This is a genomic window from Kineosporia rhizophila, from assembly GCF_021277265.1.
GTDB lineage: Bacteria > Actinomycetota > Actinomycetes > Actinomycetales > Kineosporiaceae > Kineosporia > Kineosporia rhizophila.
Genome location: NZ_JAJSOH010000012.1, coordinates 152,317 through 170,517 on the forward strand (window position 1 = coordinate 152,317; position 18,201 = coordinate 170,517).

General features: G+C 72.9%; 1 protein-coding gene (only partly in view). It reads right to left on the minus strand.

Translation table 11 applies throughout. The features are described from left to right. Positions 1-18,201, minus strand: partial view of a type I polyketide synthase gene (locus LWF15_RS18610; protein WP_456298973.1) — the 3' portion only. Its footprint extends 1,926 nt past the window's final position; the window shows 18,201 of its 20,127 coding nt (coding positions 1,927-20,127); the start codon falls outside the window, past its right edge; the stop codon is at positions 1-3.

Genomic DNA, 18,201 nt, shown 5'->3' on the forward strand with positions numbered 1-18,201 from the left:
TCAGTCGGCGAGCTCGTTGTCGAGAAGATCGAAGATGTTCTCGACCGTGGCTGCCCGGAGATCGGTGTCGGCACCCCCTTCGGCCTTCGGGTCCTGCTCCGTCTCCAGAGTCAGGACAAGGGCTTTCAGGCGGGCTGCCAGGGCGGATCGCGATCCGTCACCGGCCTTGATCGCACGGGCCATCTCCTCCAGGCGGCCGACCTCGGCCAGGGCCAGGGCCCCGGAGTCGGCCTGCTCGTCGTTTCCGTCGACGAGCTGTTCCTTGAGATGGCCGGCGAGCGCGGCCGGCGTCGGGTAGTCGAACACGAGGGTGGCGGGCAACTTCAGCCCGGTGGCTGCATTCAGGCGATTCCGTAGCTCCAGAGCGGTCAGCGAGTCGAATCCCAGTTCGTTGAAGGCCTTCTGGGCCCCCACGGCGTCGGCCGAGGAGTGACCCAGAACTGCGGCCCCATGTGTCCGAACCAGGCTCAGTAGTACCCGGTCACGGTCCGGGTCCGCTACAGCGTTCAACTGCGCCCGCAGAAGTCGTCCGGCCTGCGGATCCACCGTCGGAGCGGCCCCCACCGGGCGGCCCGCCAGGGCGTGCCAGACCGGCGCCAGCCGGCCTCCGCGGGCGGCCTGGGCCCGCAGCCCGGCCACGTTCACCTTCGCCGGCACCAGCAGCGCCTCCGGCCGGGCCAGCGAGGCATCCATCAGGGCCAGGCCGTCCTGCGTGCTCAGTTCGCTCATCACGCTGCGGTTGTTGCGCTGACGGTCGGCCTCGTTCAGGTGGCCGGTCATCGCGCTGGCATCGGCCCACAGGCCCCAGGCCAGCGACTGCCCCGGCAGCCCGGCGGCCTGGCGGTGCGCGGCCAGCGCGTCGAGGAACGCGTTGCCCGCGGCGTAGTTGCCCTGCCCCGGCGAGCCGAACGTGGCCGCCCCGGAGGAGAACAGCACGAACTCCTGCAGCGGGGAGTTTGCCGTCAATTCGTGCAGATTCCAGGCCGCGTCCGTCTTCGGGCGCATCACCTGGTCGAGCCGCGCGGGAGTCAGCGAGCCGATCACGCCGTCGTCGAGCACCCCGGCGGTGTGGATCACCCCGGTGAGCCTCAGGGCCAACGGCTTGAGGACGCTTGCCAGCCCCGAGCGGTCAGCGGCGTCGGCGGCGGTCACCTGGACGGCGACGCCACTCTGCGCCACATCCGCCGCCAGAGCCGCCACCCCGCCCGCCCGCGGCCCGGACCGGCTGATCAGCACCAGCTGCTCGGCCCGGCCGTGCTCGGCCAAATGACGGGCCACCAGCGCCCCGAGCAGACCCGTGCCGCCGGTGATGAGCACCGCGCCGGGCTCGGCCGCTTCGCCGGGCTCCTGGACCTCGGCGCTCGCCGGGCGGACCAGCCGCCGGCTCAGCGCGACGCCCTGCCGCAGGGCAACCTCAGGCTCACCCGAGGCCAGGGCGCTCACGAGTGCGGCACCGGCGCCGTCCGCCGGCTCAACCGCAGACCCGTCTTCACGTGTCTTATCCCCTGGGAGGGCGGGGGCTAGGGATGGCGTGAGCCTGTTATCAGCTGACCCTCCCAGCTGGAGAACCGACTCGGCTTCGGCCGAGCCCGCCGCACCCGCACCCGCACCCGTGGGCAGGTCGACCAGGATGATCCGGTCCGGGTTCTCCGACTGCGCCGAGCGCACCAGACCCCACACCGCGGAGGCGGCCAGGTCGTCCACCGCGTCCCCGTCCGCAGCGGCCACCGCTCCTCGGGTGACCAGTGCCAGGCGGGCGTCGGCCAGGGCGTCGAGGGTCAGCCACTGCTGCAGCAGGCTCAGGATCTCGGCAGTGAGCACCCGTGCGCGGGAGCCGACATCGGCGCCGTCATGGGCGTCCGTACTTGAACCCTTACCGCCAACAGAAACAACTACTAGGTCCGGAGCCGCCGCCCCGCCGGCGACCGAATCGGCGAGCGCGGACAGGTCGGCCACGCGCAGCCCGTCACCCGGCAGCGCGTCGCCCACGGCGAAGTGGTCCTCGCCGAGCAGCGCCCAGCGGGTGGGCAGCTCGGCCGAGCCGCCGTTGACCGGAACCCAGTCCACCGCGAACAGGGAGTTGCTCTGGCTGCCCTGCGCCGCGTTCAGCGCGTCGGCACTGACTGCCCGCAGGATCAGCGACTCGACCGCGACCACCGGGCGGCCGGTCGGGTCGGCGCCGGTCAGGGTGAGGCCACCGGCCTCGTCCTGGGCCAGCCGCACCCGCAGCGAGGAGGCGCCGGCCGCCATCAGCGAGACACCGGTCCAGGCGAACGGCAGGCGCACGCCCTCCTCGGACGCTGAGGCCAGCAGGCCTGCCGCGTGCAGGGAGGAGTCGAGCAGGGCCGGGTGGATGCCGAAGCGAGCGGCGTCGGCTCCTGCCGACTCGGGCAGGGCGATCTCGGCGAAGATCGCGCCGTCCCGGCGCCAGGCCGCCTTCAGGCCCTGGAAGACCGGGCCGTAGCCGTAGCCGCCCGCGGCCTGGATCTCGTAGAGGTCGCTCACGTCCACCGGCTCGGCGTCCAGCGGCGGCCAGACCAGGAAGTCGCCCGCCGAGGGCAGACCCACCCGGGTGTCCGGAGCCAGGCGGCCGGTGGCGTGCTGCGTCCAGGGTTCGCCCACGGCGTCGTCGGGCCGCGAGTAGATGTCCACGGTGCGCTGCTCGTCGGCGTCCGCCGCGCTGACCACGACCTGCACGGCGATGGCCCCGCTGGGCGGGAGCACGAGCGGCGCGGCCAGGGTGAGCTCGACCACGCGGGCGCAGTTGACCTCGTAGCCGGCCCGCATGGCGAAGTCGACGAAGGCGGTACCGGGCAGCAGCACGGCACCACCCACGGCGTGGTCGGCCAGCCAGGGGTGGGTGCGCAGCGACAGTCGGCCGGTGACCACCACACCGTCGCCCCCGGCCAGTTCGACCGAGGCGCTGAGCAGCGGGTGACCGACGGCGCCGAGACCGGCCGAACGCACGTCGCCGGCGCCGGCCTGCATGGCCTTGGACCAGTAGCGCCGGTGCTCGAAGGCATAGGTGGGCAGGTCGACGCGCTCGCCCTCGGGCAGGACCGCCGTCCAGTCCACCGGCACGCCGTTGACGTACAGCGTGGCCAGCGAGGCCAGCAGGCGCTCGGCCCCGCCGTCGTCGCGCCGGAGTGTTCCAGTCACCACCGGCTCGCCCAGCGTCTCCAGGATCTCGGTGACGGGCGCGGTCAGCACCGGGTGGGCCGAGGTCTCGACGAACACCCGGTAGCCGTCCTGACCCAGAACTTCCACGGCCCGGGAGAACTCGACGCGGGCCCGGAGGCTGTCGTACCAGTACTGCGCGGTGAGCTCGGTGCCGTCCAGCCACGCCCCGGTCATCGCCGAGACCATCGGCACCCGTGCGGCCTGGGGCCTGACCTCGGCCAGCAACCGCAGGATCTCCTCCTGCAGCTCGTCGACCTGCGGGCCGTGCGAGGCATAGTCGACCGCGAGCATCCGCGCCCGGCCGCCCTCGGCCTCGACCTGCGCCAAGAGCTCTTCCAGCAGCGCCGGGTCACCCGAGACCACGGTCGCGTTCGGCCCGTTCACCGCCGCCACCGTCACGTCGCCGCTCAGGCGAGCCTCGACCACGGCCACCGGCTCGGCGAGCGAGAGCATCCCGCCCCGACCCGACAACGCCTTCAAAGCCTGGCTGCGCAACGCCACCACCCGGGCGCCGTCCTCCAGCGACAGCGCACCCGAGACGACAGCCGCGGCAATCTCACCCTGGGAGTGCCCGACCACGGCCGAAGGCCGCACCCCGGCCGCCTCCCAGACCGCAGCGAGCGACACATGAACCGCCCACAGAACGGGCTGGAGCACGTCCACCTGCTCCAGAGGCCCGTCCAGTGCCTCAAAGAGCTTCCAGTCCACGTAAGGCGCCAGGGCGCGCTCGCACTCGGCCAGGCGCGCGGCGAACACCGGCGAGGTGGCGGCCAGGGTGCGGCCCATGCCGAGCCACTGCGAGCCCTGGCCGGGGAAGACGAACACCACCCGCTTGTCGCCGCTGAGCACCTGGCCCGAGACCACCTCGGGCACCGGGAGACCGGAGGCCAGCGCGCCCAGACCGGTCTCGGGCGAGCCGATCACCACCGCGCGGTGGTCGAACCGGGCCCGGGTGGTGGCCAGCGACCAGGCCACGTCGGACGGCTTCGCGGTCCCGGCCAGCGGGGCCAGGCGCGCGGCCTGCCCGGCCAGCGCCTCGGCGGTGCGGGCCGAGATCAGCCAGGCCGCCGGAGCCTCCTCGCCGAAGACCTTGGTCCCACGGTCGGGCTCGTCGAACTCGTCGGCCGCGACCTCCACGGACGGAGCCTCTTCCAGGATGACGTGGGCGTTGGTGCCGCTCACGCCGAACGAGGAGACACCGGCCCGGCGCGGTCCCCGGCCCGAGGCGGGCCACGGCACCGGCTGGTTCAGCACCCGCACGCCGCCGGAGGACCAGTCGACGTGCGGCGAGACCTCGTCCGAGTGCAGCGAGACCGGCAGCAGGTCGTGCTGCATGGCCAGCACCATCTTGATCACCCCGGCCACCCCGGCCGCGGCCTGGGTGTGCCCGATGTTCGACTTGACCGAGCCCAGCCACAGCGGGTCGGCCGCGTCGCGCGCCGCACCGTAGGTGGCCAGCAGGGCCTGCGCCTCGATCGGGTCGCCGAGGACCGTTCCGGTGCCGTGCGCCTCGACCGCGTCCACGTCGGCCGGGGAGAGCCCGGCCGAGGCCAGGGCGGCCCGGATGACGCGCTGCTGGGAGGGGCCGTTGGGCGCGGTGAGCCCGTTGGAGGTTCCGTCCTGGTTCACCGCACTACCACTGACCAGGGCGAGCACGCGATGGCCGTTGCGGCGGGCGTCCGAAAGCCTTTCCAGCACCAGCATGCCCGAGCCCTCGCCCCAGCCCGTGCCGTCCGCCCCCGCCCCGAAGGACTTGCAGCGCCCGTCACCGGAAAGGCCTTTCTGCAGGGCGAACTCGGCGAACGAGCCCGGAGTCGCCATCACCGTGACACCACCGGCCAGGGCCAGGCTGGACTCCCCGGAGCGCAGCGACTGGGCGGCCAGGTGCAGGGCCACCAGCGAGGAGGAGCAGGCCGTGTCGATCGTGACGGCCGGGCCCTCCAGTCCCAGGGTGTAGGCCACCCGGCCGGAGATCACGCTGGTCGCGCTGCCGGTCAGGAAGTAGCCCTCCGTGCCGCCGGCCGCCATCTCGGCCGCGTCGACCTGGGGGGCGCCCGGCTGCAGGCTCATGCCGTAGCCGGACGACCAGGCGCCGGTGAACACGCCGGCCGAGGTGCCGCGCAGCGTGTTCGGGTCGATCCCGGCCTGTTCCAGCGCCTCCCAGACGGTTTCGAGCAGGACGCGCTGCTGCGGGTCCATCGCCCGGGCCTCGCGCGGGCTGATGCCGAAGAACGCCGGGTCGAAGTCGCCCGAGTCGTAGACGAAACCGCCGACCGGGGCGAACTGCGAGTTCTGCTGCTCCTCGGTGACGTACGCCTCCCAGCCGCGGTCGGTGGGGAAGGCGGTGATGCCGTCGGCGCCGGTGCGCAGCAGGTCCCAGAACTCCGGCAGGCTGTTCGAGCCGCCGGGCAGGCGGCAGCTCATGCCCACGATCGCGATCGGCTCGTCGGTGTTCGCGGCGGAGACCACGCTGACCTGGGCCGCGACGGCGCCGACCAGTTCGTCGGTGAGGAACTCGCCCAGCAGGGCCGGGGTCGGGTAGTCGAAGACCAGCGTGGCGGGCAGGTCCAGACCGGTCGCGGCGCCCAGCTGGTTGCGCAGCTCGACCGCGGTGAGCGAGTCGAAACCGAGCTCGCGGAAGGGCCTGGCGGCATCGACGGCGTCGGCCGAGGCGTGCCCGAGCACACCGGCGGCCGCGCTGCGCACCAGGTCCACCAGCAGGCGTTCCTGCCCGTCGCGGTCCAGGGTCTGCAGCTGCTGCCCCAGTTCCGTGGTGGCCAGAGCTTCAGAGCCACCACCAGAGGACGTTGGTCCCGCCGCGAGCGCGCGGGTCACCTCGGGCAGTTGGCTGATCAGGGCACTGGGCCGGTGCAGCGTGAACACCGGGGCGAACTTGGCCCAGTCCACGTCGGCCACCGTGAGCAGGCGCTCACCGTGGTCCAGGACCGCCGCCAGGGCGTTGATGGCCAGCTCCGGGTCCATCTCGCGCAGGCCGAGGCGCTGCAGCTGGGCGCCGCCCTCGCTGTCGCCCATGCCGCCTCCGCCCCAAAGGCCCCAGGACACGGAGGTCGCGGGCAGGCCGCGGTGGTGACGGTTCTCGGCGATGGCGTCGAGGTAGGCGTTGGCCGCGCCGTAGGCCGCCTGCAGGCGCGAGCCCCAGATCGCGGCGCCCGACGAGAACACCACGAACGCGTCCAAGTCGCGGTCGGCGGTGAGCCGGTCGAGGTTGCGGGCGCCGGCGGTCTTGGCGTCGGCGGCCTTGGCCAGCTCGGCCACGTCGGTCGCGATCACCGGAGCGCCCTGGGACACGCCTGAGGCATGGAACACGGCGCGCAGGGCCGGGCCGGTGCGGTCGATCCAGTCGAGCGCCTCGGAGACCTGCTGTGCCGAGGCCGTGTTGACTGCCAGCACGGCCACGCTCGAACCCTGCTGGGCCAGTTCAGCGGCCCGTTGGGCGATGCCGCGGCTGCCTGCCCCGGAGCGCGAGACCAGGACGATCCGCGGAACACTACGACCGGCCAGCCAGGTCGCCACGTGCCCGCCGACCGAGCCCGTGCCTCCCGTAATCAGAGCCGAGCCCGCCGACGTCCATTGTTGGGCTTTTTCAGACACCGGCGCCGCCGGAACCAGCCGCCGCCCGAGCACACCGCTGCCTCGGACCGCGATCTGGTCCTCCCCGGCGACCTGACCGGCCAGAACGGCGGCCAGGCGGGAGGCGGAACGCTCGTCGAGCTGTTCGGGCAGGTCGATCAGGCCGCCCCAGTGCTCCGGGTGCTCCAGCCCGGCCACCAGGCCCAGGCCCCAGACCTGGGCCAGTTCCGGACGGGTCAGCGGATCGGCCGGGCCGGTGCTGACCGCGCCGGTGGTGGCCACCCAGACCGGGACCTGGAACGAGAGCGCACCGAGCGCCTGCACCAGGGTCGAGGTGGCGGCCAGGCCTGCCGTGACCGAGGGGGCCTCGGCCAGCGGGGTCTCGTCGAGGGCGAGCAGGGACAGGACGCCGGCCGGCATGGTCACGGACGCCTGGGTGAGCGCCTCGCGGATGCTCGCGGCCAGAGTCTCGGGCTGCAGGGTCGGCGCACCAGCTACGCCGCTCAAGCCCGCCGCACCGTTCAAGCCCACAGCGCCGTTCAAGCCCACAGCGCCGTTCGAGCCAGCAGCACCGTTCGACCTCGCGGCGCCTTTCGGGCCTGCCGCATCCGGCACGCTCGCTGCACCAGCCTCAACCGATGCCGCATTCCCGTGTGTCTCCCCGGGTGGGCGGGCTGTGTCCGAGGCCAGATCAAGGGCAGCCGGGGTGCGCACCAGCACCACCGCCGCGCCGCGCTCCTGCAGCGCCCGCACGCAGCCCGCGACCAGCTCGTCCAGCGGGCCGGCCGGGGCCAGCACCAGCCAGGCGCCGCTCAGCCGCACCGACGCGGGCTCGGCCAGCGGCGACCAGGTCACGCGGAACCGCCAGCCGGCAGTCAGCGACTCCTCCACCTCACGCGCTCGCCACGAGGCCAGCGCGGGCAGGACCTCGCTGAACGGCCGGTCGCCGTCCACGTCCAGGGCTCCGGCCAGGCCGGCCAGGTCACCACCCTGAATCGCGGCCCAGAACCGGTCCTCACCAGGCGTGGACGAGCTCGTGCGCTGGGCCGGCACTGCCGGGGCGTCGGGCCAGAACCGCTCGCGCTGGAAGGCGTAGGTGGGCAGGCGCACCGGGTCACCGCTGGGCAGCACCCGGGTCCAGTCCACGTCCACGCCGTTCACGTGAGCGCGGGCCAGGGCCTGCAGCACCGACGCGGCCGGGGCCGTGTCCGGGCGCAGCACCGGCACGAACTGCGGCGCCGTGCTGTCGGCGGGCAGCACCCCCGAGCCCATGGCCGAGAGCGTCCCGTCCGGGCCGATCTCCACGAACACCGTTACCCCACGGGCGGCCATGGTGGTCACCGCGTCGGCGAAGCGCACCGCTTCCCGGGCCTGAGCCACCCAATACTGCGGCTCGGGCGTGTCCACGGCCAGACCGGTGAGCGCCCCCACCCAGCTGACCGAGGGCGTGTTGTGCGTGACGCTTTCCGCCACAAGCGCCAGTTCGTCCAGCGCCGGGTCCATCCGGGCCGAGTGGAAGGCATGCGAGACCCGCAGGCGCCGCACCCGCTTGCCCTGTTCGCGCCAGTGCTCCACGGCCTGCTCGACCGCGTCCTCGTCACCGGAGACGACCACCGACGACGGCCCGTTCACGGCCGCCACCGAAAGCCCTTCCACCCCGGCGACGTAGGTGCGGATCTCGTCCTCGGTCAGCGCGATCGCCGCCATCGCCCCGCCCTCGGGCAGGGACTGCATCAGCCGGGCCCGGGCACCGACCAGGCGGCAGGCGTCCTGAAGGCTGAGCACCCCGGCGACGTGCGCCGCCGAGATCTCACCCAGGGAGTGGCCAGCCACCACGTCCGGGCGGATGCCCGCAGCCTCCAGCATGGCGACCAGGCCGAGCTCGATCGCGAACAGGCCGGTCTGGGCGAAGAGGGTCTGGTCGGCGCGCGGGTCCTCGGTGGCGCTGAGCACCACTTCCCGCACCGGCGCGCCGGTCTCGGCCTCCAGCAGGGCGCAGACATGGTCGAAGGTCTCGGCGAACACCGGTGAGGACGCGTACAGCTCACGTCCCATCCCGGCACGCTGGGCACCCTGGCCGGCGAAGAGGAAGCCGACGCGGGCCGAGTCACCCACCGGGGTCACGCCGCGCACGATGTCAGCCGACTGCAGACCAGCGGCCAGATCGGACAGCCCCTGGACCAGGGCATCCCCGAGCACGACGGCCCGGTGCTCGAACTGCGAACGGGTGGTGGCCAGAGACCAGCCCACAGCGGCCGGATCGACCTCGGCCTGGACCGCCAGGTGCTGGGCCAGCCGTCCGGCCTGGGCCAGCAGCCCGGCGTCGGAGCGGCCGGAGACCAGCCAGGCCTGCGGGGCCGGGTCAAGCACCGGCAAAGCCTCGTTCTCAACAACAGCCGCAGGTTCGGAAGCCGGAGCCTCCTCGATGATGATGTGGGCATTCGTTCCACTCACGCCGAAGGCCGATACCCCGGCCCGCCGCGGGCGTCCGGGCTCGGTCTCCCAGGCCACCGAATCGGTGAGCAGCGAGACCTCCCCGGCCGACCAGTCCACGTGCGGGGAGGGCTGCTCGGCGAACAGGGTCTGCGGGAGCCGGTCGTGCTGCAGGGCCAGGATCATCTTGATGATGCCGGCGACGCCGGCCGCGGCCTGGGTGTGGCCGATGTTCGACTTCACCGAGCCGAGGTGCAGGGCCCCCGCCCCGGCGCGGTCGGCGCCGTAGGTGGCCAGCACCGCCTGGGCCTCGATCGGGTCGCCGAGAACCGTTCCGGTGCCGTGCGCCTCGACCGCGTCCACATCGCCGGGCTTCAACCCCGCCGAGGCCAGCGCGGCCCGGATCACCCGCTGCTGAGAGGGCCCGTTGGGCGCCGTGAGGCCGTTGGAGGCGCCGTCCTGGTTGACCGCGCTACCACTGACCAAGGCGAGCACGCGATGGCCGTTGCGGCGAGCGTCCGAAAGCCTTTCCAGCACCAGCACACCGGAGCCCTCGCCCCAGCCGGTGCCGTCCGCGTCGGCCCCGAAGGACTTGCAGCGACCGTCGAAGGCCAGGCCGTCCTGACGGGCGAACTCGGCGAACGCGCCGGGCGTCGCCATCACCGTGACGCCGCTGGCCAGGGCCAGGTCGCACTCCCCCGCACGCAGGGCCTGGCCAGCCAGGTGAGTGGCGACCAGCGAGGAGGAGCAGGCCGTGTCGATCGTGACGGCCGGGCCCTCCAGGCCAAGCGTGTACGAGATGCGGCCGGAGATGACTGCTCCGGCGTTGCCGGTGAGCATGTAGCCCGCGGTGGCCGGGTTGTCGGCGATCGCATTGCCGTAGGCGGAGTAGGTGGCTCCCGCGAACACGCCGGTCTGGCTGCCTCGCAACGAGAACGGGTCGATCCCGGCGCGCTCCAACGCCTCCCAGGTGGTCTCCAGCAGCAGCCGCTGCTGCGGGTCCATGGCCAGCGCCTCACGCGGGCTGATCCCGAAGAAGGACGCGTCGAAGCTGGTTGCGTCGTAGACGAAACCACCCTGCTTGGGCGTGGACTTGCCGCCGCCGCCATACACCCCGTCCACGTCCCAACCGCGGTCGGTGGGGAACGCGGCGATGGCATCGGTGCCGGAGACCAGCATCTCCCAGTAGCTTTCCGGGTCGCTTACACCGCCGGGGTAGCGGCAGGCCATACCGACCACGGCGATCGGTTCCCCGTCGTCGAAGGCCGCCGTCACGCGGACCTGACTCGGGGCCGAAAGGTCGCCCAGCAGTTCGGTCAGCAGCAGCTGAGTGACCGCTGCGGCCGTCGGGTAGTCGAACACCAGCGTCGCCGGCAGTTTCAGCCCGGTGGCCGCGTTCAGGCGGGTGCGCAGGTCCACCGCGGTGAGCGAGTCGAAACCGAGCTCACGGAAGGCCCTCGACGCCGGAACAGCATCGATCGAGGCGTGCCCGAGCGCGGCCGCGGCCTCCGAGCGCACCAGCTCGGTGAGGATGCGCTCCTGCTCATTACGGGCCCGCCCGGCGAGCTTCTCACCAAGGGCCGACCGGGCCTGACCGGTGTCCTCGGTGCCGGCGGCCGCCTCGAGCGCCTTCTGGGCGTCGGGCAGGTCGGCCAACAGCGGACTGGGGCGCTGAACGGTGAAAACCGGCGTGAAGCGCGACCAGTCGGTGTCCGAGACCGCGATCAGCGACTCGCCCGCGTCCAGGATCTGGGCCAGGGCCAGCACGGCCTTGGCCGGGTCCATCTCGCGCAGCCCCAGGCGCTGCAGCACCTCACCGGCAGTGCCCTTGCCCATCCCGCCGCCACCCCACAGGCCCCAGGCCACGGAGGTGCCGGTCAGACCACGGGCGCGTCGGTCCTCGACCAGGGCGTCGAGCGCGGCGTTGGCAGCGGCGTAGGCCGAGAGCTGGCCCGAGCCCCAGGTGGTGGCGCCGGAGGAGAACAGGACGAAGGAGTCCAGGTCCAGGTCGGCGGTGACCTCGTCGAGCACCTGCGCCCCACCGACCTTGGCCAGGGAGGCCTCGTTCAGGTCGGCGGGCGTCATGATCTCGACCGGCCCGGCCACACCGGCCCCGGCCGCGTGCATCACCGAGCTGAGCTGGGGGCCGCTCTCGCCGATCCAGCGCACCAGGTTCTGCACCTGCGCGCGGTCGGCAATGTCCCCGGCCACCACGCTGACCTCGGTACCGGCCGCCGCCAGGTCGGCCGCGAGCGCGGGCACGCTGCCCACGCGGGCGCCGGACCGGCTCGTGAGCACGATCCGCGAAGCGCCCCGGGTGACCAGCCAGCGGGCGAGATGCCCACCCACACCACCGGTTCCGCCGGTGATCAGGACGGTGCCGTCGGGCTTCCAGATTTGGGACGCTTGCGGGCGCGGCGCCCGCACGAGGCGGCGGGCCAGCACACCCCCGGCCCGAACGGCGACCTGGTCCTCGTCGCCGTTCAGCACGGTGACGAGGCGGTCGGCCGCGCGCGAGTCCCAGGTGGCGGGCAGGTCGATCAGGCCGCCCCAGCGGTTCGGGTGCTCCAGCCCCGCCACCCGGCCCAGGGCCCAGGTCTGCGCCTGCAGGGGGTTCTGCGCGGTCTCACCGGCAGCGGCGGCCACCGCGCCCTGCGTCAGCACCCACAGCGGCGCCTCGATCGCAGCGTCGCCGAGGGCCTGAACCAGCGCGGTGGTAGCGGCCAGACCGGTCGGCACCACAGGTGCGGCCGGGTGAGGGCTGTCGTCCAGGGCGAGCAGGGAGACGACGCCGGAGACCGCCGGAATGCCCTCGGGCCAAACCGTCTGGTCGGCGAAGAACGTGGACATGGCGGTGGCCAGGTGGTCGCCCAGCTCGGTGCGCCCGAACTGGCCGGCCGGCACCTCGACCCGCACGACGTGAGCACCACGCTCCCCCAGCGCCGCTTCGACCTCGAACGGCAAGCTTGAGGACGTCGGTGCGCCAGTATCGGTGTCGGTGTCGGCGTTGGTGTCAGTCGGCTTGTGGCTGGGGACGACCAGCAGCCAGATGCCCGAAAGCTTGGTCTGCTGCTTGGTGCGCTTCGAGACGACCGGGGTCCAGGTGATCCGGTAGCGCCAGTCCGCGACCTCGGACTCCCCGCGCTCCTTACGGCGCCAGGCCGCCAGCGCGGGCAGGATCTCGGCCAAGTTCGCGCCGTCCACCGCCAGGCTCTGGGCCAGGCCGTCCACGTCGCCGCCCTCGACCGCGCTCCAGAACGCGCTGTCCTGAACCGCGGCCTCGTCCTGCGCAGGCGGGGTCAGCGGCTTGTGCTTGGGCCAGAACCGCTGCTTCTGGAACGCGTAGGTGGGCAGCTCGACCCGGCGGCCGGTGGGCAGCACCGCGGTCCAGTCCACGAAAACACCGTTGACGTGGGCCGTGGCCAGCGAGGCGAGGGCCCGGTCGGCGCCGCCGTCGTCGCGGCGCAGCGTGCCCGTGACGACCGGCTCGATCGCCAGGCTCTCCAGGGTGTCGGCGATCGGCGCGGTGAGCACCGGGTGGGCCGAGGCCTCGATGAACACCTTGTAGCCGGCCTGCCCGAGCTTCTCCGTGGCCCGGGCGAACTCCACCGGAGCGCGCAGGCTGGAGTACCAGTAGCCGGCGTCCATCTCCGGCCCGACCAGGAACTCCCCGGTCATCGCCGAGACCAGCGGAACCAGCCCGGCCTGCGGGCTGACCGGGGCCAGCAGCCGCTCGATCTCCTCCTTCAGCTCGTCGACCTGCGGGCCGTGCGAGGCGTAGTCCACCGGAAGCATCCGCGCCCGGCCGCCCTCGGCCTCGACCTGCTCGGCCAGCTTCTGCAGCAGCGCCGGGTCCCCAGACACCACCGTCGCGTTCGGCCCGTTCACCGCCGCCACCGTCACGCCCGACGCCGCACGACCAGACGCCGTGCCACCTGACGCCGCTTCGTCCGACGAAGCCTTGTCCGAGGCGCCCTTCTTTCTCTCCACGCGCGGCCTGTTATCACGCCCGCTGGCCAAGGTACGAATTTCCGGCGCTATAGCGACAGTTTGTTCTTGCGTTCCGGCCAGAGCAGCGATCCGCTCCTCCACCACTGCCACTGGCTCGGCGATCGACAGCATCCCGCCGCGACCCGAAAGCGCCTTCAAAGCCTGACTCCGCAGAGCCACCACCCGGGCGCCGTCCTCCAGCGACAGGATCCCCGCCACCACAGCAGCTGCGATCTCGCCCTGCGAGTGCCCCAGCACAGCGTCCGGAGTCACCCCGGCTGCCTGCCAGAACTCGGCCAGCGAAACCATCACGGCCCACAGCACGGGCTGCACCACATCGACCCGCTGCAGGGCTGCTTCGTCGGCCAGGACCTCGTCCAGCGACCAGTCCACGAACGGAGCCAGCGCGGCCCCGCACTCGGCCAGGCGAGCAGCGAACACCGGCGAGGCAGCGGCCAGAGCGCGCCCCATGCCGATCCACTGCGATCCCTGGCCAGGGAACACGAACACCACCTGGCCGGCCCCACCGGTGCTGCCGACGACCACGCCCGGGTCGGGCACACCGTCAGCCAGCGCCCGCAGGCCAGAGAGCAGGTCGGCGCCGGTCACGACGGCCCGGTGCTCGAACGTGGAACGGGTGGTGGCCAGCGACCAGCCGACGTCCACCGGGTCCAGCTCCGGGTCGGCGCCCAGGTGCGCCAAGAGCCGCTGGGCCTGGTCGGCCACACCGGCCGGGGTCTGGCTGGAGATCAGCCAGGCCGGCTCGCCCTTCAGCACCTCCGTCAGCTCATCCGGCTGGTCCGGGGCCGCGGGCACCACCACCTCGTCGGCCGGGGCCTCAGCCAGGATGATGTGGGCGTTCGTGCCACTGATGCCGAAGGCAGAAACGCCGGCCCGCCGCGTGCGTCCTTCGGTGGAACCCCACTCCACCGATTCGGTGAGCAGCGCGACCTCACCGGCCGACCAGTCGACGTGCGGCGAGGGGGTGCGGGCGTGCAGGGTGGCCGGCAGCTGACCGTTCTTCAGCGCCAGCACCATCTTGATGATCCCGGCCGCGCCCGAAGCCTGCTGCGCGTGGCCGATGTTCGACTTGACCGCGCCCAGCCACAGCGGACCGGCGTCGCCGCGCTCGGCGCCGTAGGTGGCCAGCAGGGCCTGAGCCTCGATCGGGTCGCCGAGCACCGTGCCGGTGCCGTGCGCCTCGACCACGTCCACGTCGGCCGGCGTCAGTCCGGCCGAGGCCAGAGCCGCGCGGATGACGCGCTGCTGCGAGGGCCCGTTGGGCGCCGAGAGACCGTTGGAGGCGCCGTCCTGGTTGATAGCGCTACCAGCGACCGTGGCGAGAATCGTGTGCCCGTTGCGACGGGCGTCCGAAAGCCTTTCCAGCACGATCATGCCCGCGCCCTCGGAAAGACCCATGCCGTCGGCCTCGGCCGAGAACGCCTTGCAGCGGCCGTCCTTCGCGAGCGCGCCCTGCTGGGAGAAACCGATGAACTCGCCCGGGTCGGCAATGACCATGACGCCACCGGCCAGCGCGAGGTCGCACTCCCCCGCGCGCAGGGCCTGGGCGGCCAGGTGCAGGGAGACCAGGGCCGAGGAGCAGGCGGTGTCCACCGTGACAGCCGGGCCTTCCAGGCCCAGCGTGTACGAGATCCGGCCGGAGATGACCGAAGTGACGTTGCCGGTGAGCAGATGCCCCTCGGCGCCGTCCAGGTCGGCGCCGAAGCCGGTCTGCGAGGCGTAGCCGGACGAGGCGGCGCCGGCGAACACACCGGTCAGCGAGCCCTGCAGCGAAACCGGGTCGATCCCGGCATGTTCCAGCGCCTCCCAAGAGGTCTCGAGCAGCAGGCGCTGCTGCGGGTCCATCGCCAGGGCCTCACGCGGGCTGATCCGGAAGAACGCCGGGTCGAAGTCCGCGGCGCCGGTGATGAAGCCGCCCTCACTGGTGTACGAGGAGCATTCCTGGCCGGGGATCGAGTCGAGCAGGCCGGCGATGTCCCAGCCGCGGTCGGAGGGGAAGGTGCCGATCGCGTCGCCGCCCTCGATCAGCAGGCGCCACAGGCCGTCCGGGTTCTCAGCACCCGGGTAGCGGCAGCCGAGGCCGACGATGACGACCGGGTCCTCGGAGTCGACCTGCGCCACGCGAGACTGGGCGGCGGCTGCGGAGGTGCCGGTGAGCTGGGAGATGATCTGACGGGCGAGCACTACCGGCGACGGGTAGTCGAAGACCACCGTGGAAGGCAGTTGCAGGCCGGTGGCCTCGTTCAGGCGGGTGCGCAGTTCCACCGCGGTCAGGGAGTCGAAGCCCATCTCGCGGAAGGCCCGGGCCGGGTCGACGTCGGCGGCTGAGGCAAAGCCCAGCACGGCGGCGGCATGCCCGGCAACCAGGTCGGTGATGATCCGCTCACGCTGCGCGGGCGAGACCCCGGTGATCTTCTCCAGCAGGGCCGCGCCGTCGCCGGAGACCATCACAGCCTTGGACTCGCTGCCCGAACTGATCTGCCGGGCCTCGGGAATGGCGTCCAGCAGCGGCCACGACCGCACCGCGTTGAACACCGCCGAGAACCGCGCCCAGTCGACGTCGGCGACCGCCAGCACGGTCTCGTCCTCGGCCAGCACCTGGCCGAGCAGGTTCAGCGCGCGCATCGGGTCCAGCAGCCGCAACCCCTGCTTGCGCAGCCGCTCAGGTACCAGGCTCTGCGGGCGGTCCAGGTCGTTGCCGTCGTCGAAACGTCCGCCCGATCCCCACACCCCCCAGGCCACACTCGTTGCGGGAAGTCCTCTGCCCCGACGATTCTCGGCCAGCGCATCCAGGTAGGCGTTGGCCGCCGCGTAGGTGGCGTGCTCGCCCACGCCCCAGGTCGCGGTGATCGACGAGAAGAGCACGAACGCGCCGAGATCCAGGTCGGCGGTCAGCTCGTCGAGGTTCTGCGCGCCGACCACCTTGGCGCCGAAAGCCATCGCCAGCTGGTCGTTGTCGGCCTGGTCGACCGGCATCAGCTCGACCGCGACAGCGCCGTGGATCACCGCCGAAAGCGGCGGGGCCACGCGAGGAATCCAATTGATGACGTTTGCCAGCGCGGCTTTGTCCATCACGTCGACCGCGACCATCGTGACGTCGGCGCCGGACTCGGCCAGCATCGAGGCCAGGAAGGAGGCGCCGGGCGTGTTCGCGCCCCGGCGGCTGGCCAGGACCACGTGCGGAACCTGCTCCTCGACCAGCCAGGAGGCCAGGTCCGGGCCGATCGCGCCGCTGGCCCCGGTGACCAGCACACTGCCGCGGGCCCAGTCCCGGCCGATACCGGAGACGCGACCGGCGCCAGCTCGCTTCAGGCGGCGCACCAGCACCCCGCCCGCGCGGATCGCGACCTGGTCCTCGGCGCCGCTGAGCACCGCACCGAGCCGCTCGACCGCCTTGGCGTCCACCGTGCCGGGCAGGTCGACCAGACCACCCCAACGGTCCGGGTGCTCCACCCCGACCGTGCGCCCCAGACCCCAGGCCTGCGCCTGCACCGGGTTGGTGGGCGCCTGGTCGGTCCCGACCGCGCCCTGCGTCAGCACCCAGAGCGGGGCCTTCGAGCCGAGGTCGCCCAGGGCGTGCACCAGCGCCATCGTGGCCGCGGTCCCGACCGGCACCGCGGGCTGACCAGCGATCGGCGCCTCGTCGGTGGCCAGCAGCGACACCACGCCGACCAGCGGGATCTCCCGATCGGCCAGGGCCTGCTGGAGCGCGGCGGCCATGGCGGTGCGCTCGGTGGCGTCGGTGCTCACTTCGAGCACGTCTGCGCTACGGTCGCCCAGAGCCCGCCGGGCGGCGTCCACCAGGGCGCTGCTCTCGGCCGGCTTGACCAGCAGCCAGGTGCCGGCCAGCCGCGCGGGCGCTGCGTCGGCGAGCGGCTGCCAGGTGACCCGGTAGCGCCAGTCCCCGGTCAGCGACTCGTCGCGCTCACGCTGCCGCCAGGAGGCCAGGGCGGGCAGCACCGCGCCCAGCTCGTCACCCTCCAGGGACAGCGTGCGGGCCAGCCCTTCCAGGTCACCGGCCTCGACGGCGTTCCAGAACTCTTCCTCACCGGCGTTGCCGCCGAACCCGGCCCGCACCTCGGCCGCCGAGGTGGGCAGGCTCTTGGGCCAGTACCGCTGCCGCTGGAACGCGTAGGTCGGCAGCTCGATCAGGTCGGCCGCCGGGATGACACGGGTCCAGTCCACGGCCACGCCGCGTACGTGCACCTCGGCCAGCGAGGCGATCAGACGGGCGGCCCCGCCGTCCTCGCGGCGCAGGGTGCCGGTGGTCACGATCTCGGAGGCGAGCACCGCGTCCTGCGCCGGGGCCAGGATCTCGGCGATCGCGTTGGTCAGCACCGGGTGGGCCGAGGACTCGACGAAGACGCTGTGCCCCTCGCCCCCGAGCACCTCGATCGCCCGGGAGAACTCGACGCGGGCGCGCAGGCTGTCGTACCAGTACTGGGCGGTGAGCTCGGTGCCGGTGAGGTGCTCGCCGGTCATGGCCGAGACCATGGGGATGTTCGTCGGGCGGGGCTTGACGTCGGCGAGCACGCGCAGGATCTCGCCGCGCAGTTCGTCCACCTGCGGGCCGTGCGAGGCGTAGTCGACCGGCAGTATCCGCGCCCGGCCGCCCTCGGCCTCCACCCGCGCGAGCAGTTCCTGCAGCAGCTCCGGGTCGCCCGAGACCACGGTCGCGTTCGGCCCGTTCACGGCCGCCACGGTCACGTCGCCGGTCAGACGCGCCTGCACAACGGCCACCGGCTCGGCGATCGAGAGCATCCCGCCCCGACCCGACAGAGCCTTCAGAGCCTGGCTGCGCAGCGCCACCACCCGGGCGCCGTCCTCCAGCGACAGCGCACCGGAAACCACAGCGGCGGCGATCTCACCCTGCGAGTGGCCCACCACCGCATCCGGCTTCACGCCGGCTGCTTCCCAGACCGCGGCGAGCGAGACGTGCACGGCCCACAGCACCGGCTGGACCACGTCCACCCGCTCCAGGGAGCC